The organism is Isoptericola sp. NPDC056578 (assembly GCF_042793275.1).
Taxonomy (GTDB): domain Bacteria; phylum Actinomycetota; class Actinomycetes; order Actinomycetales; family Cellulomonadaceae; genus Isoptericola.
Genome location: NZ_JBHTVC010000037.1, coordinates 1 through 21996 on the forward strand (window position 1 = coordinate 1; position 21996 = coordinate 21996).

Here is a 21996-nt window from a genome sequence, read left to right on the forward strand (position 1 = left end):
CGTGTCGCCCGGCCGGCCGTTCGCTTGTTCCTGTCTGCGCGCGGCGATGTCGCAGTTTGGTAACGCTACTGTCGACTTCTTGCGTGCTCTACGTCGGCTCATTACTGTCCTGCTCATCGACGACGACGTGGAAGGGGCTCATCGGTGAGCAAGGGGCAGGACGCCGAGTGGTGGCGCAGCGCGGTGATCTACCAGGTCTACCCGCGCTCGTTCGCCGACGGGAACGGCGACGGCACGGGTGACCTCGCCGGGGTGCGACAGCACCTCGGGTACCTCCGGGACCTCGGGGTCGACGCGATCTGGTTCACCCCCTGGTACGTGTCGCCCCTCGCGGACGGCGGGTACGACGTCGCGGACTACCGCGCGATCGACCCGCAGTTCGGCACGCTCGCCGAGGCGGAGGCCCTCATCGCCGAGGCCCGCGCGCTCGGGATCCGCACGATCGTCGACGTCGTGCCGAACCACGTCTCGTCCGCGCACCCGTGGTTCCGCGCGGCCCTCGCCGCGGGCCCCGGCTCGCCCGAGCGCGAGCGGTTCTGGTTCCGGCCGGGCCGGGGCGAGGACGGCGACGAGCTGCCCACCCGGTGGGTCTCCGACTTCCAGGGCACCACCTGGACGCGCACCACCGACCCCGACGGCACGCCGGGCGAGTGGTACCTGCACCTGTTCGCCCCGTCGCAGCCCGACCTCAACTGGGACCACCCCGACGTGCGTCGTGAGCACGAGGAGGTCCTGCGCTTCTGGTTCGACCGGGGCGCCGCCGGCATCCGCATCGACTCGGCCGCGCTGCTCGTCAAGGACCCGACCCTGCCCGAGGTGCCCGAGCACCCGGGGCCCGGGGAGCACCCGCACGTGGACCGGGACGAGCTGCACGACGTCTACCGGTCCTGGCGGGCCGTGGCCGACTCCTACGACGAGCCGCGCGTGCTCGTCGGTGAGGTGTGGCTGCCGGACACCGAGCGCTTCACCCGGTTCCTGCGCCCCGACGAGATGCACACGGCCTTCAACTTCGACTTCATGGCCCGGCCCTGGGACGCCAAGGCGCTGCGGGAGTCGATCACCACGACGCTCGACGCGCACGCGCCGGTCGCGGCGCCCGCCACCTGGGTGCTGTCCAACCACGACGTCACCCGCCCGGTGACGCGGTACGGGCGCGCGGACTCGTCGTTCGCGTTCACGGCCAAGCGGTTCGACACCCCGACCGACCTGGACCTCGGGCGCCGCCGGGCCCGCGCCGCGGCCCTGCTCGTGGCCGCCCTGCCGGGCGCGCTGTACGTCTACCAGGGCGACGAGCTCGGGCTGCCGGAGGTCGAGGACCTGCCGCGCGAGCTCCTCCAGGACCCCATGCACGACCGGTCGGGCGGCGTCGACCCCGGCCGTGACGGGTGCCGCGTGCCGCTGCCGTGGACCCGCCGCGGCGCCTCGCTCGGTTTCGGGCCCGACGACGGCGCGGCGCCCTGGCTGCCGCAGCCGGCGGCGTGGGGCGGGCTGTCCGTCGAGGCCCAGGAGGCGGACCCCGCGTCGATGCTCGCCCTGTACCGCCGGGCGCTCGCGGCCCGGCGCGCGGAGCCCGCGCTGCGGGGCGGCGGCCTGCGCTGGCTCGAGGCGGTCGGTGAGGTCCCGGTCAGTGATGACGTCCTCGCCTTCGCCCGCGACGGCGGCGCGGACGAGCTGGTGTGCGTCGTCAACCTCGGGCCCGAGCCCGTCCCCCTGCCGGCCGGCGCCGACGTCGTGCTGCACAGCGCCGACCCCCGCGAGCCGCTCTTGCGGATCGCCACCGACGTCGCGGTCTGGCTCCGCCCGTGAGGTGCCCCGACCCGACCCCCGACCAGCACCACCGCGGGGACCACCGACGGTCCCCGTCGACGGTCAGACCGACACCGGATCGACAAGGAGTGACGATGAAGTCCACACGAAAGCCGGCCGCGCTCGCCCTGGTGGGCGCGCTCACGGCGAGCACCCTCGCCGCGTGCTCCGGCGGGGGCGACCCCCAGGACGAGAGCACCAACTCGGCGGGTCAGGTCACCCTCTCGGTGGTCTCCCTGCTGCCCGGGTCCACGGAGGAGGCGGTCGCCGCCTTCGAGGACCAGGTCGCGGAGTTCGAGAAGGCGAACCCCGACATCGACGTGCAGCCCGAGGAGTACGAGTGGAAGGCGACGACGTTCGCCGCCCAGCTCGCGGGCGGCACGCTGCCCGACGTGTTCGAGATCCCGTTCACCGACGCGCAGGGCCTGGTCGAGAACGGCCAGCTCGCCGACATGGACGCGCAGTTCCGCGCCCTGCCGTACGCGGAGCAGTTCAACCCGACGATCCTCGAGGCCGGCACGGGGGCCGACGGCCACGTGTACGCGATCCCGGCGAAGAACGCCTACCCGGTGGCGCTGCACTACAACCGCCAGCTCTTCGAGTCGGCCGGCCTCGACCCCGACCAGCCGCCGACCACCTGGGAGCAGGTGCGCGAGTACGCCGACAAGATCGCCGACGCCAACCCCGGCGTCGCGGGCTACGCCACGATGACGCAGAACAACACGGGCGGCTGGCAGCTCACGGCACAGACCGTCGCGCGCGGCGGCCGCACCGTGGAGACCGACGCCGACCAGAAGGCCTCGGCGACCCTCGACAACGCGGGCACGAAGGAGACGCTCCAGTTCCTCCACGACCTGCGGTGGGAGGACGAGTCGATGGGCGGCAACTTCCTGCTCGACTGGGGCAGCATCAACCAGGAGTTCGCGGCCGGCCAGGTGGGCATGTTCACCTCCGGCTCCGACATCTACACCTCGCTGGTGCAGACCAACGCCGTCGACCCGGAGACCTACGGCCTCGCGCCGATCCCGCTGTCCGACGCACCGGAGGCGGCGACGCTCACCGGCGGCACCCTCGCCGGTGTGCCGGCGAACGTCGACGAGGGCGTGAAGGACGCCGCGATCAAGTGGATCGACTTCTTCTACCTCAACAAGCTGGTCGACGAGGACCGCGCCGTCGCCGACGCCGCGACGCTCGCCAAGAACGACCAGCCCGTGGGCACGCCCGTCCTGCCGATGTTCTCGAAGGAGCAGTACGAGCTGAACCAGGAGTGGATCGCGGACTACGTCAACGTGCCGCTCGACCAGATGACGGCGTTCACCGACGCGATGTTCGACCTGCCGCTGGCCGGCGAGCCGTCGCAGAAGACGCAGGAGGTGTACGCGCTGCTCGACCCGGTCGTGCAGGCGGTCCTCACCGACGAGGGCGCCGACATCGACGCCCTGCTCGCCGACGCGAACACGCAGGCCCAGGCGCTGCTCGACCAGGGCTGACCGTGACCGTCACGACCACCTCTTCTCGCGGCGACGTCGCCGCACCCGCGCGGGCGGCCGGCGCCGGCCGCCCGCGCCGGGGCCCGGCCACCTGGTTGCGCGGGGGCGGGCTGCACAGCCTCGTCTTCCTGCTGCCGCTGCTGGTGATCTTCGGCGTCTTCTCGTGGTTCCCGATCGTGCGCGCCGTGATCATGAGCGTGCAGGAGACGAACCTCGTCACCGACCCGACGTTCGTCGGGCTGGACAACTTCCGGCACGTCCTGGCCGACCCGCTGCTGTGGAAGGCCGTCAGGAACACGCTGTACTTCGCGTTCCTCGCGCTGCTGTTCGGGTACCCCGTGCCCCTCGTCGCCGCGGTGCTCATGCGCGAGGTGCGGCGCGGGCGGGGGCTGTACTCCGCGCTCGCGTACCTGCCGGTCGTGGTGCCGCCCGTCGTCGCCGTCCTGCTGTGGAAGTTCTTCTACAAGGGCGGGCCGACGGGCGTGTTCAACACGATCCTCGGCTGGGTGGGGCTCGGCCCGTACCCGTGGCTGCAGGACGCGTCGTGGGCGATGCCGTCGCTCGTGCTCGCCGCGACCTGGGCCGGCGCGGGCGGCACGGTCATCATCTACCTGGCGGCGCTCACGAGCGTGCCCGCCGAGCTGTACGACGCCTCCGAGGTGGACGGCGCGGGCCTGTGGCGCAAGATCTGGCACGTCACCCTGCCGCAGCTGCGCGGGGTCCTGTTCATCACGCTGATCCTGCAGGTCATCGGCACGGCGCAGGTGTTCCTCGAGCCGTACCTGTTCACCGGGGGCGGGCCGAACAACGCGACCGTGACCGTGCTGCTGCTCATCTACCGGTACGCGTTCCAGAACAGCCTGGGCGGCGACTACGGCGCCGCGACCGCGCTGTCGCTCCTGCTCGCCGCCGTCCTCGCGGTCTTCTCGGTCCTCTACTTCCGGCTCACGCGGTCCTGGAGCACGTCATGACCCTCACGACCACCGACCGCCCCCGCCCGGCGCGCGCCGCGCGCCGTCGCGCCGCGTCGCCGTCCGACGACGGCGACCGCGGCGCGCTGTCCGCCCCCGACTGGCGCCGTCCCGCGGTCCGCTGGGGGATGGGCGGCACGCACGTGCTGCTCCTGGTGCTGCTCGTCGTCGTCGGCCTCGGCCCGATGCTGCTGCTGGCGAAGTACGCCGTCACCCCGACGCAGGACATCCTGCGCACGCCCATGGCGGTCTTCCCGCACGGCGTCGCCTGGGAGAACCTCGAGCGCGCCTGGAGCGACGTCCAGGTCAGCCGCTACTTCATGAACACCGTGTGGCTGGCGCTCGGGTCGTGGGCCGTGCAGCTCGTGGTCGCGACGACGGGCGGCTACGCGCTGTCCGTGCTGCGGCCGCGCTACGGCAAGGTCGTGCAGGCGCTCGTCCTGTCGACGATGTTCGTGCCCGCCGTCGTGCTGCTCGTCCCGCTGTACCTGACGATCCTCGACCCGCCGCTGCTGGGCCGGTCGCTGGTCGACAGCTTCTGGGCCGTGTGGCTCCCCGCCGGCGCGAGCGCGTTCAACGTGCTGCTGGTGCAGCGGTTCTTCGACAACCTGCCGCGCGAGGTGTTCGAGGCCGCGCGGGTCGACGGCGCGGGGCCGTACCGGCTGTTCTGGTCGATCGTGCTGCCGATGTCGAAGCCGATCCTCGGCGTCGTGTCCGTGTTCGCCGTCATCGCGGCCTGGAAGGACTTCCTGTGGCCGCTGCTGGTGCTCAAGGACCCGGCGATCCAGCCGCTGTCCGTGCGGCTGCCCGCGATCGAGGCGTCCACCGAGCTGGGCGTCTTCCTCGCCGCGCTGGCGATCTCGACCGTGCTGCCGGTGGCGATGTTCCTGGTCTTCCAGCGGCTGTTCCTGCGCGGCGCAGGGCTCGGGGGAGCGGTCAAGGGCTGACGTTCACCCGCCGTGTCGTTGACGCCTGGATAGTCCGAATGCTGATATATGCCCAGATCAGCGACTCTCGGAGGAACGACGTGACCCAGCACGACCCGACGACCGACACCCCGGCCGCCGCACGACCCACGGTGCGCTACCGCGGGCGGCACCTGCCGATGGTCGCGGTGGTCGTCGCCGCGACCATCGCGACCGCCCTGGCGTACAGCGGCATGGTGCTCTTCGGCCTGGAGGTGGCGGGGATGTCCCCGGCGGAGGCGTACGCCCTCGCCGGCTTCCTCGAGGTCAGCCTCGTCGCCGTCGCCCTCATGGCGCGCAACGCCGCCCTGGAGGGCCGCCCGTACGGCGTGCTCCTCACCCTGACGTGGATCCTGTCGGGCACGTCGGGCATGTTCGCCGCGCTGCACGAGATCGCCGTGCCGGACGCGAGCACCCCGTACATGGTCGCGTTCCGGTTCGTGCCGCCGCTGGTCGCCGCGCTCATGTGGCACCTGGCGCTGGTGGGCGAGCGCCACCTCGTCACGGGCCACACGCTCGACGAGCGCCGCAGGGAGCACCGCGTGCACCAGTACGTCACCGCCCTCGAGGTGTGGCGCGACGCGCGGCTCGACAGCACCGGGAACCACGCGGGGATGCGCAAGGTGCGCACGGCGCACAGCCGTCAGCGGGCCGCGCGTGACGCCGCGCTGAAGCTGCTCACGGTCGAGGACTTCGAGCGGCGCATGCAGGTCTGGGTGGAGCGGCTCGAGGCCGCCGAGCGGCACGGCAACCGACTCGACCTCATCGGCGCCAGCTCGATCGAGCGCGGCGTCGCCCGCGGCACGTCCCCCTCCGGCCCGCGCGCGCTGCCGGCGCCCGCGGCCTCGCCCGTCGCGCTGGTCGCGGCCCCGCCGGCGGTGCAGGAGCCGGGCGCCCGCCCGGCGGTCGAGGACGCCGCGGCGGACGCCTTCGCCGACGACCTCCAGGCGGCGCTCACCGGCGCGACGGAGGTCGTGGAGGCGGAGGAGCGACCCGACGTGCCGGTGGACGACGTCACCGTGGCGGCCTGGTTCGACGACCTGGACGAGGACCTGGGGCCCGACCCGTCGCGCGAGCCCGCCCAGGACGTCGTCGCCGAGGACACTGCCGAGGACACCGCCGAGGACACCGCCGACGTCACCCCGGAGCGGTCGTCCGCGGACGTCGAGGCGGAGGCGGGCCTGCCGGGCACGCGCGAGCCGCTGCCGGAGACGGGGCACACCCGCCGGCTCGAGGTGTTCGACCTGCTGCGGCAGTCGGACCCGGCACTGGGAGACGCGCTCGCCCAGCGGTCCGCGTTCCTCACGGCGCACGGGGGGCCGGCGACGGCTGAGCCTGCCGACGACACGGAGCCGACGGGCGCGCCCGAGGCGCCCTACACCGCGGAGGAGGCCGCCGACCCGACGGCCGACGCGGCGTTCGACGACCGGGGGGACCGCGACCGCCGCATCGTCGAGCTCGCCGACGACGGGCTCACGCACCGGGAGATCGCCGAGCGCTTCGACGTGTCCCGCGCGACGGTCAGCCGCGTGGTGAGGCGGCACGCCACCGTCTGACGTCCGGTCGTCGGGCGGCTCGTCGGCGCGGCCGTCAGCGCAGCGCCGCGAGCATCGCGCCGACGGTCGCGGCGGCCAGCGCGATCAGCACCAGGGTGGGCAGGCGCTGCCCGAACGGTCGTCTCATCCTCGCCCCCGGTCCTTGTCGCGGTCCTCGTCGTCGCGGTCGTCGTCGCGGTCGTCGTCGCGGTCCTCGTCCCGGTCCGCGTCGTCCTCGCGCCGGTCCTCGAGCTCGTCCTGCTCGTCGTCCAGCCGGTCCTCGAGCTCCTCGCGTTCCTCCTCCGACGGGGGCCCGGACGCGGAGAACCAGGCGAAGCCGCCGACGCCGGCGACCACCGCGACGGCGAGGCCCTCGACGACGTCGCGACGCGACGGCCCCGGCCCGTCCGGGGCGGGGGCGTCGGGCGCGGCGCCGGGGCCGGTCACGCGCCGCCGCCGGTGAGGTACCAGAGCGCCGAGGTGGACCAGACGAGGGCGAGCAGCGCGACGACGAGGCCGCCCAGCAGCGGCAGCACGACGGGCGGCAGGGCGCGCACGCGCAGGGCGAGCATCTTGACCGTGAACGCCCCGTAGAACAGGCAGCCGGCGACGGAGTGCACCAGCACGCGGGAGGGCTCGCCCTCCAGCCCGATCGACCAGACGCACGCGAAGGCCACGGGGAGCGTCAGCCCGAACGCCGCCACGCCGCTCCACCGGTGCAGCAGGCCGACCCAGCTCGGAGCCTCCCGGACGCCCGGCAGCCGGCCGTACATCGCCAGGGCGGAGGCGAGCTGGACCAGGAGGAGCGTGACGGCGGCGGTGGACAGCCACGTCTTCATCTCGAGCATGCTGGTGAACCACAGCGTCAGCAGCGGCGCGCCGTCGCCCGGGTGGGCGTCGGCGTACGCTCCGAGGGCGGCGGCGACGCCCACGCCGGCCGCCGTCGCGGCGGCCAGGGCCCAGCGCCACGTCGCGCGGGGGACCGCGGGGGACTCGCCCATGCGAGTCACAGTGCCCGGTCCGCCGGGTGCCGGCCACCGGACACGACGCCGAACAGGCGGTTGCGCACCTTCTGAGGTCTCACAAGGTGCCCAACCGCCTGTTCGGCGTGGGCGGGACGGTCAGGCGCGGGCGAACGTCCCCGCGAAGGCGGTCCAGGACTCCGGCGCGAGGCGCACGCGGGTCGTGCCCGCGTCACCCGGCGTCGCGGCCGAGGCGACGTCGACGACGGACCAGCAGGCCTCGGCGACCTTCGCCGCGTGCTCGGCGCCATCGACGGCGGGCTCGTGGTCCGCGACCATCTGCCAGCCCTCGGTGATGCCGAGCGCGGCGCCGACGTGGGCCAGCTCCACCTCGACCACCCGGTCGGACCGGTTCGTGAGGAACAGGCCGAGCGAGCCGTCGTCGTCCACGGTCGCGGCGGCCGTGACGACCGGCGCCGTGCCGTGCTGCGCGGTGTCGTACGTCGGCGCGTCCACCCGCACGTCGAGCGCCGTGCCGCGGGCCAGCCGCGACGTCGTCGCGAACGGGTGGAAGGTGGGCTGGCGCCACGCCTCGCCGCCGGGCGCGGTCATGATCGGCGCGATGACGTTGACGAGCTGCGCGAGGCAGGCCACCGGCACGCGGTCGGCGTGGTTGAGCAGGGTGACCATGAGGTCGCCGACCACGACGGCGTCGAGGCCGGAGTAGACGTCCTCGATGATGCGCGGGGCGTCGCGCTGGATCGGCAGGTTCTCCTCCCCGCCGAAGCGGGTCGTGTTGTACCAGACGTTCCACTCGTCGAAGCTGATGGTGATCGCCTTGTCGCTGCGCCGCTCCGCGCCGACGGCGTCCGCCGAGGCGACGACGCGGTCGATGAAGCGGTCCATCGCGGTGCCCGACGCGAGGAATGACGCGCGGTCGCCGTCGATCTCCTCGTAGTAGGCGTGCATGGAGATGTGGTCGACCAGGTCGTACGTGTACGACAGGACGGTGCGCTCCCACTCGCCGAACGTGGGCATCTGCATGGACGACGAGCCGCACACGATCAGCGAGATCGACGGGTCGACGAGCTTCATGGCCTTGCCGGCCTCGGCCGCGAGCTTGCCGTACTCGTGGGCGTCCTTCTGCCCGATCTGCCACGGGCCGTCCATCTCGTTGCCGAGGCACCACAGCGTCACGCCGTAGGGCTTCTCGCGGCCGTTGGCGATGCGCAGGTCGGCCCACCGGGTGCCGGCCTCGCCGTTGCAGTACTCGACCAGGGCGGCGGCGGCCGCGACGCCGCGGGTGCCGAGGTTGACCGCCATCATCGGCTCGACGCCCTCGCGCTCCGCCCACTGCAGGAACTCGTCGGTGCCGACGAGGTTGGGCTCGACGGTGCGCCACGCGAGGTCGAGGAACGGCTTGCGCTGCTCGACGGGGCCGACGGCGTCCTCCCACACGTAGTTGGAGACGAAGTTGCCGCCGGGGTAGCGGACCATCGGCACGCCCAGCTCGTGGACGAGGTCGGCGACGTCGCGGCGGAAGCCGTGCTCGTCGGCGGTGGGGTGGCCCGGCTCGTAGATGCCGGTGTACACGGCGCGGCCGAGGTGCTCGACGAACGAGCCGAACAGACGGCGGTCGACGGCGCCGCGGCGGAAGTCGGGGTGCAACGTGACGCGGGCGCCGGCGGCGGCGGGGGCCTCGTCGGGAGCAGTGGTGTCGGGGTGGGCATCGGTCTGGGGAGCCGTCATGGGTCTCACGTTCCTCGTCGAAGTGGGCGATGGTGAAGCCACCGTGTACAACGATGTAGAGTCAACCACGGTCGCCGCGCGCGGCACCAATCGGCCCAGGAGGATCTGGGTCCGGACGACTCGAGGAGGAATCGGCATGCGCAGAGGCTTGCGACGCGCCGTGGCGGCGACGGCCGCCGGGCTGGCCGGCCTGTCGCTCGCGGCGTGCGCGCCCGGGGGCGACGCGGGCTCGGCGAACAACACGAGCTGCACCAACGAGATCACCAAGCCCGACGCCACCCGCGTCACCCTCTGGGCCTGGTACCCCGCCGTCGAGCAGATCGTGGACACGTTCAACGCCCAGCACGACGACGTCCAGATCTGCTGGACCAACGCGGGCCAGGGCGCCGACGAGTACGGCAAGTTCTCCACGGCCCTCGAGGCGGGCACCGGCGCTCCCGACGTCATCCAGCTCGAGTCGGAGATCCTGCCGACGTACACGATCCTCGACGGCCTCGCGGACCTCGCGCCCTACGGCGCGGCCGACCTGGAGGACCAGTTCCCGGCCGGCGCCTGGTCGGACGTCTCCAGCGGCGGCTCGGTGTTCGCCGTGCCGGTCGACGGCGGCCCCGTGGGCATGCTGTACCGGGCCGACATCTTCGAGGAGTACGGCGTCGAGCCGCCGACCACCTGGGACGAGTTCGCCCAGGCCGCGCAGGACCTGCGCGACGCCGGCTACGACGGCTACATCACCAACTACGCGACGAACGGCGGCGCGTTCAACTACGCGCTGTTCGCGCAGGCCGGCTGGGCGCCGTTCGACTACGACCCGGCCCGGCGCGACCAGATCGGCATCGACGTCGACACCCCCGAGGCGCGCCAGGTCCTGTCCTACTGGGAGGACCTCATCGACCGCGGCCTCGTGGCCAGCGACGACGCGTTCACCAGCGACTACAACACGTCCCTGGTGGACGGCACGTACGCCGTCTACATCGCCGCCGCGTGGGGGCCGGGCTACCTCGAAGGGCTGTCGGACGCCGACTCCGGCGCCGAGTGGAAGGCCGCGCCGCTGCCCCAGTGGGACCCGGCGGACCCGGTGCAGGTGAACCAGGGCGGCTCGGCGCTCGCCGTCACCTCGCAGGCCACGGACCCCGAGGCGGCCGCCACCGTCGCCATGGAGCTGTTCGACGACGAGGAGACGTGGAAGATCGGCGTCGAGGACGCCGGCCTGTTCCCGCTGTGGAACCTCGCGCTCGACGCGCCGTGGTTCACCGACCGCCGCTACCCGTTCTTCGGCGGCCAGCAGGTCAACCGCGAGGTCTTCCTCGACGCCGCCGCGCAGTACCCGGGGTTCACGTTCAGCCCGTTCCAGGTGTACGCCTACGACCGCCAGACCATGGCCCTCTACGACATGGTCGAGGGCGGGTCGACCGCCGCCGACGCGCTGGCGACCATCCAGGACAGCCTGGTGCGCTACGCCGAGCAGCAGGGGTTCACGGTCCGATGACACACCCAGAGACGACACGCACGGAAGCGACCGGAGGGAGCGCCTCGATGGCCTCGACGACGACGCAGGCGGCTCCCGCGCCCGCCCGGGCCGGGAGCCGGGGCGGTGGGCCGAGCCTGCTGGACACGAAACGACAGTGGTGGGGGTGGCTCTTCCTCGCCCCGTTCACGATCGTGTTCGTGCTCTTCCTGCTGGTGCCGCTGGCGTACGCCTTCTGGCTCAGCCTGCACACCAAGGGCATCGCGACGGGCGGCGAGAGCGTCTTCACCGGCGTCGCGAACTACGTGCGCGTGTTCACCGACGCGGACTTCCTGTCCGGCATGGCACGCGTGGGCCGGTTCGTGCTCGTCATGGTGCCGATCCAGATCGGCCTCGCGGTGGCGATCGCGCTCGTGCTCGACACGCTGGCCACCCGGCTGTCGAAGGCCTCGCGGCTGCTGGTGTTCGTGCCGTACGCGATCCCCGCGGTCATCGGCGCCCTCATGTGGGGCTTCCTGTACAGCCCGCGGTTCGGGCCCGCGAACGACGTCTTCGGGATCTTCGGCCTGGCCGCGCCCGACTTCCTCAGCCGCGACCTCGTCTTCGGCTCCCTGGTGAACATCGTGACCTGGCAGTGGGTCGGCTACTACATGATCATCGTCTACGCCGCGCTGCGGGCGATCGACCCGTCGGTGTACGAGGCGGCCAGGCTCGACGGCGCCGGGAACTGGGCGATCGCGTTCCGGATCAAGATCCCGATGATCGCGTCGTCGATGGTGATGATCGTGGTGTTCGCGCTCATCGGCACCCTGCAGTTCTTCACCGAGCCGACGGTGCTGCGGTCGGTCGCGCAGGGCGCGATCCCCACCACCTACACCCCGAACATGTACGCGTACTCGATGGCGTTCTCCTACAGCCAGTTCAACTACGCCTCCACGATCGCGTTCGCGCTGGGGATCCTCGTGTTCATCGGGTCGTACGTCTTCCTGTACGCCACCCGCAAGCAGAGCGGACTGAAGTGATGACGACGGCGACGACGCAGCAGACCTCCCCGCGCCGGGCCGGACAGCGCCGGGCCGGACAGCGCCGGATCGGACAGCGCCGGATCGGCTCCCACCTGTTCCTGCTCCTCGCGGTGCTCTACTTCGTCGTGCCGCTGTGGTGGCTCGTGGTCGGGTCCACGAAGTCGAACAGCGGGCTGTTCGTGGGCTCCGGCGGCGCCCTGTGGTTCAACGACGAGTTCGCGCTGTGGGACAACGTGAAGCAGCTGTTCACCTACCAGGGCGGCATCTACTGGACGTGGATGCGCAACTCGTTCGTGTACGCGATCGTCGGCGGCGTGGGGTCCACGGTGCTCGCCGTGCTGGCCGGGTACGCCCTGGCCAAGTACCGGTTCCGCGGCCGCAACCTCTACTTCTCGATGCTGCTCGGTTCCGTGATGGTGCCGCTGACGGCGCTGACGATCCCCACGTTCGTGCTGCTGAGCCAGCTCGGCATGATCAACACGATGTGGGCCGTGATCCTGCCGTCGCTGCTCAGCCCGATCGGCGTCTACCTCGTGCGCGTGTACGCCGTGGACGCCATCCCGGACGAGATGCTCGACGCCGGACGCGTCGACGGCGCGGGGGAGCTGCGCCTGTTCTTCCGCGTCGCCCTGCCGCTGCTGCGGCCGGCGTTCGTCACGGTGCTGCTGCTGACGACCGTCGCGACGTGGAACAACTTCTTCCTCCCGCTGGCGGTGCTGCGCGACCCGCAGCTGCTGCCCGTCACCGTGGGCATCAACCAGTGGCAGACGCTGTCGAACGCGGGCGCGGGCGGCGAGCAGGTGTGGAACCTCATCACCACCGGCGCGCTGGTGTCGATCCTGCCGCTGATCGTGGCGTTCCTCGCCCTGCAGAAGTACTGGCAGGGCGGGCTGTCCCTCGGGTCGATCAAGTGACGCGCGACGGCGCCCCGGGCGGGGCGGGGCCCGTGGGCGGCGCGCTGCCCGCGGCGCGCACCCGCCCGCTGCCCGCGGGCGCGGCGCGGCTCGGGCCGGCCGGCGTGCTCGGGCGGTGGCAGGAGCGCAACGCCGCCGCGACCCTGCCGCACTGCCTGACGGCGCTCGAGACGTCGGGGGCGTTGGACAACCTGCGCCGCCTGCTCGACCCGGCCGATCCCGAGCGTCACGACGGCCCGTACCGCGGCTTCAACTTCGCGGACTCCGACGTGCACAAGACGCTCGAGGCGGTCGCCTGGGAGTCGGCCCGTGCCGGCGCCCCGCGGCACGAGGAGGAGGTGCGGCGCGTCGTCGACCTGCTGCGCCGTGCCCAGGCGCCGTCGGGCTACCTGGACTCGCACGTGCTCGGCGCCCCCGCCGGGTCCGGCGGCGCGCCGTCCGCCGCCCCGTACGCCGACCTGCGCTGGGGACACGAGCTGTACGTCCTCGGCCACCTGGTGCAGGCGGGGATCGCGCGGGCGCGCGCCACGGGCCAGGACGACCTCCTCGACGTCGCGATGGCGTGGGCGGACGACGTCGTGTCCCGCCTGGCCGACGGCGAGGAGCTCGTGTGCGGGCACCCGGAGGTCGAGTCGGCGTTCGTGGAGCTCTACCGCGAGACGGGCGACCCTGCGTACCGGGAGGCCGCCCGGCGGATGCTCGACCTGCGCGGGCACGGCCGCCTCGGCTCCGGCCCGTTCGAGCCGGCCTACCACCAGGACGCGACGCCGGTGCGCGCCGCGGACGAGGTGGCCGGGCACGCCGTGCGGCAGCTCTACCTGCTGGCGGGCGTCGTCGACCTCTATCTCGAGACGGGCGAGGACGCGCTGCTCGCGGCCGCCGCGCGGCAGTGGGACGACGCGCACGGGCGCCGCACCTTCGTCACCGGCGGGATGGGGTCGCGGCACAAGGACGAGTCCTTCGGGGACCCGTACGAGCTGCCGCCCGACCGCGCGTACGCCGAGTCGTGCGCCGGGGTGGCGAGCGTGCTGTGGGACTGGCGGATGCTGCTCGCCACCGGCGAGGCGCGGTACGCGGACTCGCTCGAGCACGCCCTGCTCAACGTGGTCGCGGCGGCCACCTCCACGGACGGCACGGCCTTCTTCTACTCCAACCCGTTGCAGGTGCGCACCGGCCACGACGGGACGGACGAGTACCAGGCCTCCGGCCGGCGCGGCTGGTTCGCCTGCGCCTGCTGCCCGCCCAACCTGGCCCGGCTCGTCGCGTCGCTGCACACGATGGTCGCCACCCGGGACGCCGAGGACGGCGCGCTCGCCGTGCACCTGTACGGCGACGCCGACCTCGACGTCGCTCCCGATGCCGGGCTCGGCGCGGGGGAGGGCGTGCGCGTGCAGGTGCGCACCGGCTACCCGTGGGACGGCGACGTCCACCTCACCGCGGACGAGCCGTCGCCGGTGCCGCTCGCGCTGCGGCTGCCCGGCTGGGCGGACCCCGCGCGCACCCGGCTGGAGGTGGACGGCGAGGCCGTCGACGCCGCCACGGCGCTCGACGCGCGCGGCTACCTGCGGGTCGGCGCGGGCGCGCGCCGCGTGCGGCTGAGCCTGCCGATGGAGCCGAGGGCGCTCGCCGCGCACCCGCACGTCGACGCCGCGCGCGGCTGCGTCGCCCTGGCCCGCGGGCCCGTGGTGCACTGCCTGGAGCAGGTCGACCACCCCGGGGTCGTCCTCGAGGACGTGACGCTCGACCTCGCCGCCGGCCTCGAGGTGGGGCCGCCGGACGACGCCCTGGGCGTGGGGGCGACGCTGCTCGGTGCCGGGCGCGCGACGCCGTCCGCGGGGCTCGCGCTCTACCGCACCGTGGACGGCGACGCGGCGTCCGACGACGCGCGCGGCACCGTGGAGCTGCAGGTCCGGGCCGTGCCCTACGCTGTGTGGGGCAATCGAGGAGAGGGTCCGATGCGGGTCTGGGTCCCGGCCGCGGCATCGGCGCGGCCCGGCGACCGAGGGCGGTCGGGAAGGTGAGCGGCATGCGCGTGACCATGCACGACGTGGCCCAGCGGGCCGGCGTGTCGATCAAGACGGTGTCGAACGTCGTCAACGGGTATCCGCACATCCGGCCCGAGACCCGCCGGCGCGTCGAGGAGGCGATCGAGCACCTCGGCTACCGCCTCAACACCACGGCGCGCAACCTGCGCACCCAGCGCACGGACATGATCACGCTCGCCGTGCCGGAGCTGCGGCTGCCGTACTTCGCGGAGCTCGCGGACTCCGTGATCCGTTCCGCCGAGGAGCAGGGCCTCACCGTGCTCATCGAGCAGACCGGGTCGGTGCGCGAGCGCGAGATCGAGCTGCTCGACGGCCGGCGGCGCCACCTCACGGACGGCGTGATCTTCTCGCCGCTGGCGCTCGGCCAGGACGACGTGGAGCTGTTCGCGGTGGACTTCCCGCTCGTGGTGCTGGGCGAGCGCGTCTTCGACGCCCCCGCCGACCACGTGACGATGAACAACGTGGCCGCCGCCCGCGCCGCCACCCTGCACCTGGCGTCGCTGGGCCGGAAGCGAATCGCCGTCGTGGGCGCGCACGAGGGCGAGCTGGTCGGTTCCGCCGCCCTGCGCACCGAGGGCTACCGGCAGGGCCTGGAAGCCGCCGGGCTCCCGTACGACCCGGCGCTCGTCTCCGAGGCCGGGCTGTGGCACCGCTCGACCGGGTCGGAGTCCATGGCCCGGCTGCTCGACTCGGGCGTCGAGATCGACGCGGTCTTCGCCCTCAACGACGCGATGGCGCTCGGCGCGCTGCACGCGCTGCACGCCCGCCGGATCGAGGTGCCGGACGACGTCGCGCTGATCGGCTTCGACGACGTCGACGACGTGCGCTACTCGGTGCCGACCCTCAGCTCCGTGGACCCGGGGCGCGAGCAGATCGCCCGCACGGCGGTGGACCTGCTCGTCGAGCGGATCGCGGGCGGCGACGAGCGCCCGTTCCGCCGGGTGATCCCGGACTCGCGGGTCGTGGGCCGGGAGTCCACCGGCGACGCCGCGGAGGGCATGGAGAAGGTGGTGGCCGTGCAGCCCGGGGGCAACGAGGAGATCGTTCCGCCGGTCAGCGCGACGGCGTGACGACCCGCGGCATCTCCCGCGGTGCCGGCATCTCCCGCAGGCCGCGCAACGGGCTGCGCAGCGCGCTGAGGCAGGCGGCACAGTGCACGGCCGCCATGAGCAGCACGGTCTCGCGCACGCCCAGCACCTCGCCCAGGGCGCCCGCGGCCAGCCCGGCGAGCGGCATCGTGCCGAAGTTGACGAACTGGCTCGTCGTCACGACGCGGCCCATCAGCGGCTGCGGCACGTAGCGCTGCCGCCAGGCCCCGCGCAGCACGTTCCCGGAGACCACCGCGAGCCCGACCAGGAAGAGGCCGGCGACGGTCCACGCGACCCGCGCGCCGCCGCCCCCGAGCCCGACCAGGAGCGCGGGGGGCCCGCCGGCGACGATCAGCAGCACCGTGGCGCGGGCGCTGCCGAGGCGCCGGCTGAGCCAGGTCGCCACGGTGGCGCCGAGCAGCCCGCCGCACGCGCCGACGGTCATCACGACGCCCAGCGCCGAGGGGCCCAGGCCGACGGTGTCCACGAGGAACAGCACGAGCAGCGCGGTGTACCCGGTGAGACCGAAGTTGGAGATCCCGCCGACGACGACGAACCAGCGCAGGTAGCGGTCGGAGGCGACGAACGCCACGCCCTCGCGGATGCGCACCCGCAGCGGGGCGGTGGGCGGGCGCTCGGGCCGGCGCACGGGACGGACGCGCCAGAGGCACAGCGCCGAGACGAGGAAGCTCGCCGCGTCCAGGGCCAGCCCGGCGGCGGCGCCGAGCGCCTGGGCCATGGCGCCGCCGATCCCCGGGCCCGCCACCTGCATGCCCGACTCGGTGCCGAGCAGGCGCGCGTTCGCGGCCTCGAGCTGCTCGTCGGGCACGACCTGGGGGAGGAGCACGATGTAGGCGGTGCGGAAGAAGACCGTGCTGACGCCCGCGGCGAGCGCGGCGCCGACCAGGTGCGGCAGGGTCAGCACGTCGAGCGCGGCCGCGACGGGCACGCTGCCGATGGCGACGGCGGCCACCAGGTCGGCCGCGATCATCACGGCCCGCGCCGGGAGCCGGTCGACCCACGCGCCGGCGGGCAGGCCGATCACGAGCCACGGCAGCCACGCCGCCGCGGTGAGCAGGCCGACGACGGCCGCCCCGGCGTCGAGCTCGAGCACCGCGACGAGGGGCAGCAGCACCGACGTGGTGGCGTTGCCCAGCACGCTGACGCCCTCCCCGAACCAGAGCCGGCGGAACCCGCGGTTGCGCGCCAGGGGGACGGTGCCGGTGCCGGCGGGGACGACCCGGTGGCCTGCCGCGGCGGTCATGGCTGCGCGGGGAACCCGCGGCCGAAGACGAGCACGGGCTCGCGCTCGACACCGTCGTCCGGCTGCGGGCGCTCGGCCCACCGCACGAGGACGGCCGTGATCTCCTCGCCGAGCGCAGCGAGCTCCTCCGGGGACAGGTGCACCCAGGTCTCGGTCGCGAACGCGGCGCCGTCCCACTCGGGCGCCGACCCGGCGTTGGCCTGCCACTCCCGGACCCGGTCGAACTGGCGCTGGAGGTGGAGCGCCTCGGCGGCCTGCGCGGCGGTCACGGCGGCGGCGTCCGCGGCGAACTCCTGACGCGACCAGCGCAGCCGTGGCGCGACGAGGCGCCACCAGCGCTCGCGTCGGTCGCGGGCGAGCTCAGGGGCCTCGGCGACGAGGCCGGCGTCGTGCAGCACCTTGAGGTGGTGGCTGGCGCTGCCGACGGCCTGCCCCGTGCGGCGGGCGAGCGCGGACGCGGTGGAGGGGCCGTCGACCTTGAGCGCGTCCATGAGTCGCGCCCGGTAGGGGTTGGCGAGGGCGGCGAGCGCCTTCGCCTCGGTGACGGTGCGCACCGCGTGCGGGTCGGGTGCGCCGTCCTGCGGGGTGCCCTCGGTGGGGGCGGGTGGCTGCGTCATCCCGCCACCGTAAACCCACAAGGGGTGTTGTACAAGAGTTCTTGTGGAATGTCCCTCAGGCCGCGGACCCTCCCGAGACCTGGGCGTCGATCCGGTCGAGCCGGTCGGCGGCGAGGCGGCCCGTGGCCCACAGCCAGAAGCCCGGGACCACGAGGACGGCCAGCAGCGGCAGCGCCCAGGCGGCCACGAGCAGGGCCGCGGCCACGACGAGGATCGCGACCGACGTCGCCGGGGCGAGCAGGGGGAGCAGCAGCAGGAGGCGCCAGGTCGCCACCGGCCCGCTCGCGTACCGCACGACCACCACAGGCCAGCAGGCGAGGACGACGGCGCCCCACGCACCGACGACCACCAGGCCGCCGGTGAGGACCGCACGCCCGGGCCCGCCGAGCAGGTCCGAGCCGTCGAGCAGGCCCAGCGCCCCGGCGTCGAGCCACAGCAGCCCGGCGACCGCCCAGACGGGAGCGAAGAGTGCGGCGGTGCGGCCGAACCTGTCGCGCCACGTACGCCAGAACGTGCGCCAGGGCGTGGGCTCCGCCGTCATCCGGGCGGCGACGACCCCACCCGCCCGCAGCGCCGGGCCGAGGCCGAGCAGCACGCCGCCGGCGAGGGCGCCCAGCACCACCATGGCGGTGACCTCGACGAGGAGGGTCGCCCAGCGCAGCGCCAGCATGACGCCGCCGGCCCAGCCGGGCACCTCGGCGTCGGCCACGGCGGTGCGCACCGCCGCGCGGTCCGGCACGGGGGCCGTCACGGGAGCCTCGTCGCGAGGGTGACGCGTCCCGTGTCGTCGAGCGCCACGAGGCACAGGGTGGCGCGGTCGCGCACGGCGTCCCACGCCGGGTGCACGACGGCGGACACGGCCGCGCCGTCGGGTGCGGTCCAGGCGAACCGCCCCCCGCCCAGGGACCGCACCGCGGCCCGGGCCTCCAGCGGACCCGCGGCGCCGTCCTGCACGTGCGTCGGGTCCGTGCCCGGGGTGAGCTGCTCCCACGTGCCGTCGAGGACGGCCGGGTCGGAAGGCCAGCGGGAGACGTCGTCCACCTCGCGCTCGGGGCCGGCCCACGGTTGGGGCGCGACGAGCGGCCAGCCGTCGTGCGTCCACACGAGCCGCCGCAGCTGGAGCCGGTGCTCGGTGGGGGCGTCCGCGTCGCGCACGTGGTGCACCAGCAGCTGGCGTACGTGCGAGCCCGCCTCGGGGGCCGCGGCGGGGACCCGCTCCGTGAGCACGGACGCGTGGCCGGGAGCCAGGATCCCGGGACCGCCGGCGAGCCGGTGCCCGGACAGCACGGGCACGCCGACCGTCCACGGGTCGGCGTCGACATCGGTCATGAGGCGACCGGCGCGGTCACGGTACGGGCCCGGGACGGCGTCGCCGACGGCGGACCGGAGGTGATAGCTGCCCGCGAGCGAGTCGTACGAGACGAGCAGTGCCCATCCGCCGCCGGGCCGGGGGAGCACGAACGCCCCCTCGACCGCGCCGTCGGCCGCCCGCGCCCGGCGCGCCAGCAGGCGGCCCGGTGCGGCGTGCAGCTCGCCCAGGGCGGGCGCGAAGCCGTCCGCCACGAACCCGGTGGCGCCGTCGAGCGGGAGCACGTGGATCCCGCCGAAGAACGACCCGTACACGAGCCACTGCGTCCCGTCCGGCTCGATCACGACGTTCGCGTCGATGGCGTTGGGGTGGCCGAGCCCCGCGGGCGGGTCGGCGTGGTCGCTCGCCACGACGACGCCCCGGTCGGTCCACGGGCCGGCCGGGTGCGGCGCCTCCGCCAGGCCGATCGCCGAGCGGCGCGAGCCGAAGGTCGACGCCGAGTAGTACATCCGCCACGTCGTGCCGGCCGGCGTCTCGACGCGCACGACCTCGGGCGCCCACAGGCCCTCGGCGCCCGACCACGCCGCCGCGGGCGCGGGGACGCCGGGCAGCGCCCACCCGTGGAAGTCCCACGTCACGAGGTCGGCGGAGCGTCGCACCTGGACGCCACCGCGGACCGGGCCGTCGGAGCGCGCGTCCGTGGAGAAGAGCCAGTAGACGCCGTCGTCGTCCCGTACCGCGGTGGGGTCGTGCACGTGGCGCCCGCCCCAGGCGGCGGTGTCGGGCGGCGTGGCCGTGTCGGTCTGGGTCATCATCAGCCCTTCGTGCCGGTGAGCGCGACGGACTCGATGATCTGCCGCTGGAAGATCAGGAAGACCACGAGGATGGGCAGCACGGCGACGACGGACGCGGCCATGATCAGCGGGTAGTCGCGCTGGGTCGCGTACTGGACGTTCATGTTGGCGATGACGACCTGCAGCGTCTGCCGCTCCGGCGTGTTCAGGTACAGGATCGGCGCCAGGTAGTCGTTCCAGACCGCCATGAACCAGAGGATGAACTGGGCGGCGACCGCCGGTCGGATGATCGGCATGATCATGCGCCAGAAGATCTGCCAGTACGACGCCCCGTCGATCTTGGCCGCCTCGACCAGGGAGTCCGGCACGCTCGACAGGTACTGGCGCAGGAAGAAGATCATCACGATGTTGCCGAAGATCGCGGGGACGATCAGGGGCCACAGCGTGTCCACCCAGCCGATCTTCGAGAACATCACGAACTGCGGGATCATGATCGTCGGGAACGGGATCATGATGCCGGTGAGCAGGCCGATGAAGATCGCGTTCTTGAACGGCATCCGCATCTTGGCGAGGGCGAACGCCGCCAGCGAGCAGGTGAACGTCCCGATCACCGTGACGCTGAGCGACACGACGAGGCTGTTCTTGATGCCGTCGAGGACGTAGGAGTCCGTCCACATGCGGACGTAGGTGTCCCACTGGGGCACCTCCGGGATCCACACCGGGGGCAGGGCGAAGACCTCGAGCTTCGTCTTCAGGGAGGTGGAGAGCATCCACACCAGCGGGGCGATCATGAAGACCGCGCCCGCCGCGAGGACGATCCACACGACCGTGTCGGTGAGGCGCGAGCGTGCCGTGCGGCCGAGGCGCGCGCCGGGCGGGGTGCCGGTCAGGGTTCCGGGCGGGGTTCCGGGCGTGATGTCGGGCGTCGTGGTGGTCATGGTGTCTCCCGGGCCTCAGTCGACGACGAAGCCGGCGTTGCGCCGGTTCAGCCGGAACTGGATGAGCGTGATGACGAGGATGAGGAGCCCGAGCACCACCGACATCGCGGTGGCGTAGCCCATCTGCTGGTACCGGAACGCCTGCAGCCAGATGTGGTAGACGACCGAGGCCGTCGAGTACTCGGGGCCGCCGGTGGGCGTCATGATCTGGATCTCGATGAAGATCATCGCGCCGCCGATGACCTGCGTGACGATGAGGAAGAAGGTCACCGGCTGCACCATCGGCAGCGTGATGGAGCGGAACTTCTGCCAGCCGCCGGCGCCGTCGAGCTCGGCCGCCTCGTAGAGGGAACGGGGCACGGACTGGATCGCGGCCAGGTACAGCAGCATCGAGTACCCGAGCCCCTTCCAGACCGCCATCAGGATGATGGCGGGCTTGGCCCAGAGGGGGTCGGCCAGCCAGTTCGGGCCGTCGATCCCGAAGAGCCCCAGGAACTGGTTCACCAGACCGAAGTCGCCGTTGTACGCCCACTGCCACAGGATCGCGATCGCGGCGATGGACGAGATCACGGGGACGTAGTAGATGGCCCGGAACGCGGCGCGACCGAAGATCTTCCGGTTCATCATCACGGCGAGCGCCAGCGAGATCGCGAGCCCGATCGGGATGCCGATCATGTAGAAGAACGTGTTGAAGAGGGTCTGGCGGAACCGCTCGTCGCCCAGCAGGGCGACGTAGTTGTCGAGCCCGATGAACTGCATCGGCCCCAGCCCGTTCCACCGCGTCAGCGACGCGTACAGCGCGAAGAGGGTGGGGTAGAGGATGAAGAGCAGGTAGCCGAGCACGGGCGCGGCGACGAAGAGCAGCGCCCACCTCTTCTCGGTGCGGTGGAGCCGCGAGGTCCCGCCGCGTCGTGGCGGCGCGGGGGCGGGGTCCGGCGCCGGGGGGCGGGTGCCGGCCGTGGCCGGCGTGGCGGTGGACGTCATCGCAGACTCCTTCGTCCAGGGACGTGCGAGGGGGACGTGCGGGGGCGGGGTGCGGTGCGGCCGCCCGGGAGGGGC

The 21996-nt window shown here is 73.4% G+C and carries 19 protein-coding genes; 10 read left to right on the forward strand and 9 right to left on the reverse strand.

The genetic code is table 11. From position 1 onward, the window contains the following. The first annotated feature begins 144 nt into the window (after positions 1 to 144). The 5 genes from ACFQ80_RS14620 (at position 145) to ACFQ80_RS14640 (ending at position 6788) form a co-directional block, all read left to right on the forward strand. A complete protein-coding gene (locus ACFQ80_RS14620; protein ID WP_430564169.1) occupies positions 145 to 1806 on the forward strand; it encodes a glycoside hydrolase family 13 protein in 1662 nt (553 codons plus the stop codon). A 95-nt stretch (positions 1807 to 1901) separates the two neighbouring features. Continuing rightward, on the forward strand, positions 1902 to 3296 hold the full coding sequence (locus tag ACFQ80_RS14625) for an extracellular solute-binding protein (RefSeq protein ID WP_430549504.1): 1395 nt from the start codon (positions 1902 to 1904) through the stop codon (positions 3294 to 3296). Between the two features lie 2 nt (positions 3297 to 3298). Then, positions 3299 to 4267: a carbohydrate ABC transporter permease gene (locus ACFQ80_RS14630; RefSeq protein ID WP_430564170.1), complete on the forward strand. Its 969-nt coding sequence runs from the start codon at positions 3299 to 3301 to the stop codon at positions 4265 to 4267. Further along, positions 4264 to 5214 (forward strand): carbohydrate ABC transporter permease, encoded by a 951-nt coding sequence (locus tag ACFQ80_RS14635; protein WP_430564171.1) that lies wholly within the window; start codon positions 4264 to 4266, stop codon positions 5212 to 5214. The genes ACFQ80_RS14630 and ACFQ80_RS14635 overlap by 4 nt, the downstream gene beginning before the upstream one ends. Before the next feature lie 80 nt (positions 5215 to 5294). Next, positions 5295 to 6788, forward strand: coding sequence for a helix-turn-helix domain-containing protein (locus ACFQ80_RS14640; protein WP_430564172.1), 1494 nt, complete (start codon positions 5295 to 5297; stop codon positions 6786 to 6788). A gap of 123 nt (positions 6789 to 6911) precedes the next feature. Here ACFQ80_RS14640 and ACFQ80_RS14645 read toward each other — a convergent pair whose 3' ends face one another. The 3 genes from ACFQ80_RS14645 to ACFQ80_RS14655 form a co-directional block, all read right to left on the reverse strand. Beyond that, positions 6912 to 7214, reverse strand: a complete 303-nt coding sequence (locus ACFQ80_RS14645; protein ID WP_430564173.1) for a hypothetical protein — start codon at positions 7212 to 7214, stop codon at positions 6912 to 6914. Beyond that, on the reverse strand, positions 7211 to 7768 hold the full coding sequence (locus tag ACFQ80_RS14650) for a DUF6529 family protein (RefSeq protein ID WP_430549509.1): 558 nt from the start codon (positions 7766 to 7768) through the stop codon (positions 7211 to 7213). The genes ACFQ80_RS14645 and ACFQ80_RS14650 overlap by 4 nt, the downstream gene beginning before the upstream one ends. Before the next feature lie 120 nt (positions 7769 to 7888). Continuing rightward, positions 7889 to 9478 (reverse strand): alpha-N-arabinofuranosidase, encoded by a 1590-nt coding sequence (locus tag ACFQ80_RS14655; RefSeq protein ID WP_430564174.1) that lies wholly within the window; start codon positions 9476 to 9478, stop codon positions 7889 to 7891. A gap of 136 nt (positions 9479 to 9614) precedes the next feature. Between ACFQ80_RS14655 and ACFQ80_RS14660 the strand changes: the two genes are divergently transcribed. Genes ACFQ80_RS14660 through ACFQ80_RS14680 form a run of 5 tightly spaced genes read left to right on the forward strand, consistent with a single transcriptional unit; the run spans position 9615 to position 15997 of the window. Then, complete coding sequence (locus tag ACFQ80_RS14660) at positions 9615 to 10964, forward strand: ABC transporter substrate-binding protein (protein ID WP_430564175.1); 1350 nt, start codon at positions 9615 to 9617, stop codon at positions 10962 to 10964. 47 nt (positions 10965 to 11011) lie between these two features. Further along, on the forward strand, positions 11012 to 11965 hold the full coding sequence (locus ACFQ80_RS14665; protein ID WP_430564176.1) for a carbohydrate ABC transporter permease: 954 nt from the start codon (positions 11012 to 11014) through the stop codon (positions 11963 to 11965). Then, positions 11965 to 12882 (forward strand): carbohydrate ABC transporter permease, encoded by a 918-nt coding sequence (locus ACFQ80_RS14670; RefSeq protein ID WP_430564177.1) that lies wholly within the window; start codon positions 11965 to 11967, stop codon positions 12880 to 12882. Before ACFQ80_RS14665 ends, ACFQ80_RS14670 begins: the two co-directional genes overlap by 1 nt. Next, complete coding sequence (locus ACFQ80_RS14675; protein ID WP_430564178.1) at positions 12879 to 14903, forward strand: glycoside hydrolase family 127 protein; 2025 nt, start codon at positions 12879 to 12881, stop codon at positions 14901 to 14903. The genes ACFQ80_RS14670 and ACFQ80_RS14675 overlap by 4 nt, the downstream gene beginning before the upstream one ends. Positions 14904 to 14908: 5 nt before the next feature. After that, complete coding sequence (locus ACFQ80_RS14680; RefSeq protein ID WP_430564179.1) at positions 14909 to 15997, forward strand: LacI family DNA-binding transcriptional regulator; 1089 nt, start codon at positions 14909 to 14911, stop codon at positions 15995 to 15997. Here ACFQ80_RS14680 and ACFQ80_RS14685 read toward each other — a convergent pair. From ACFQ80_RS14685 to ACFQ80_RS14710, 6 genes are read right to left on the reverse strand one after another with little or no spacing between them, the layout of a single operon-like run. Then, positions 15981 to 17279 carry an MFS transporter gene (locus tag ACFQ80_RS14685; RefSeq protein ID WP_430549516.1) on the reverse strand — a complete coding sequence of 433 codons (1299 nt, stop codon included), beginning with the start codon at positions 17277 to 17279 and terminating at the stop codon, positions 15981 to 15983. The two genes, ACFQ80_RS14680 and ACFQ80_RS14685, sit on opposite strands and share 17 nt — an antisense overlap. Further along, entirely contained in the window at positions 17276 to 17896 is a 621-nt protein-coding gene (locus ACFQ80_RS14690) for an ArsR/SmtB family transcription factor (RefSeq protein WP_430549517.1), read from the reverse strand. The genes ACFQ80_RS14685 and ACFQ80_RS14690 overlap by 4 nt, the downstream gene beginning before the upstream one ends. Positions 17897 to 17951: 55 nt before the next feature. Continuing rightward, positions 17952 to 18647, reverse strand: coding sequence for a DUF624 domain-containing protein (locus ACFQ80_RS14695; RefSeq protein ID WP_430564180.1), 696 nt, complete (start codon positions 18645 to 18647; stop codon positions 17952 to 17954). Further along, positions 18644 to 20017, reverse strand: a complete 1374-nt coding sequence (locus ACFQ80_RS14700) for an arabinan endo-1,5-alpha-L-arabinosidase (RefSeq protein ID WP_430564181.1) — start codon at positions 20015 to 20017, stop codon at positions 18644 to 18646. The genes ACFQ80_RS14695 and ACFQ80_RS14700 overlap by 4 nt, the downstream gene beginning before the upstream one ends. A 2-nt stretch (positions 20018 to 20019) precedes the next feature. Further along, positions 20020 to 20937, reverse strand: coding sequence for a carbohydrate ABC transporter permease (locus ACFQ80_RS14705; RefSeq protein WP_430549520.1), 918 nt, complete (start codon positions 20935 to 20937; stop codon positions 20020 to 20022). Positions 20938 to 20952: 15 nt separating this feature from the next. After that, positions 20953 to 21921, reverse strand: a complete 969-nt coding sequence (locus ACFQ80_RS14710; RefSeq protein WP_430549521.1) for a carbohydrate ABC transporter permease — start codon at positions 21919 to 21921, stop codon at positions 20953 to 20955. Between the last annotated feature and the right edge of the window lie 75 nt (positions 21922 to 21996).

Bases quoted from the DNA above. Each gene is read 5' to 3' on its own strand.
- ACFQ80_RS14625 (WP_430549504.1), top strand. From the start codon at position 1,902: ATGAAGTCCACACGAAAGCCGGCCGCGCTCGCCCTGGTGGGCGCGCTC.
- ACFQ80_RS14635 (WP_430564171.1), top strand. From the start codon at position 4,264: ATGACCCTCACGACCACCGACCGCCCCCGCCCGGCGCGCGCCGCGCGC.
- ACFQ80_RS14650 (WP_430549509.1), bottom strand. From the start codon at position 7,768: ATGGGCGAGTCCCCCGCGGTCCCCCGCGCGACGTGGCGCTGGGCCCTG.
- ACFQ80_RS14655 (WP_430564174.1), bottom strand. From the start codon at position 9,478: ATGACGGCTCCCCAGACCGATGCCCACCCCGACACCACTGCTCCCGAC.
- ACFQ80_RS14660 (WP_430564175.1), top strand. From the start codon at position 9,615: ATGCGCAGAGGCTTGCGACGCGCCGTGGCGGCGACGGCCGCCGGGCTG.
- ACFQ80_RS14665 (WP_430564176.1), top strand. From the start codon at position 11,012: ATGGCCTCGACGACGACGCAGGCGGCTCCCGCGCCCGCCCGGGCCGGG.
- ACFQ80_RS14670 (WP_430564177.1), top strand. From the start codon at position 11,965: ATGACGACGGCGACGACGCAGCAGACCTCCCCGCGCCGGGCCGGACAG.
- ACFQ80_RS14680 (WP_430564179.1), top strand. From the start codon at position 14,909: ATGCGCGTGACCATGCACGACGTGGCCCAGCGGGCCGGCGTGTCGATC.
- ACFQ80_RS14685 (WP_430549516.1), bottom strand. From the start codon at position 17,279: ATGACCGCCGCGGCAGGCCACCGGGTCGTCCCCGCCGGCACCGGCACC.
- ACFQ80_RS14690 (WP_430549517.1), bottom strand. From the start codon at position 17,896: ATGACGCAGCCACCCGCCCCCACCGAGGGCACCCCGCAGGACGGCGCA.
- ACFQ80_RS14700 (WP_430564181.1), bottom strand. From the start codon at position 20,017: ATGACCCAGACCGACACGGCCACGCCGCCCGACACCGCCGCCTGGGGC.
- ACFQ80_RS14705 (WP_430549520.1), bottom strand. From the start codon at position 20,937: ATGACCACCACGACGCCCGACATCACGCCCGGAACCCCGCCCGGAACC.
- ACFQ80_RS14710 (WP_430549521.1), bottom strand. From the start codon at position 21,921: ATGACGTCCACCGCCACGCCGGCCACGGCCGGCACCCGCCCCCCGGCG.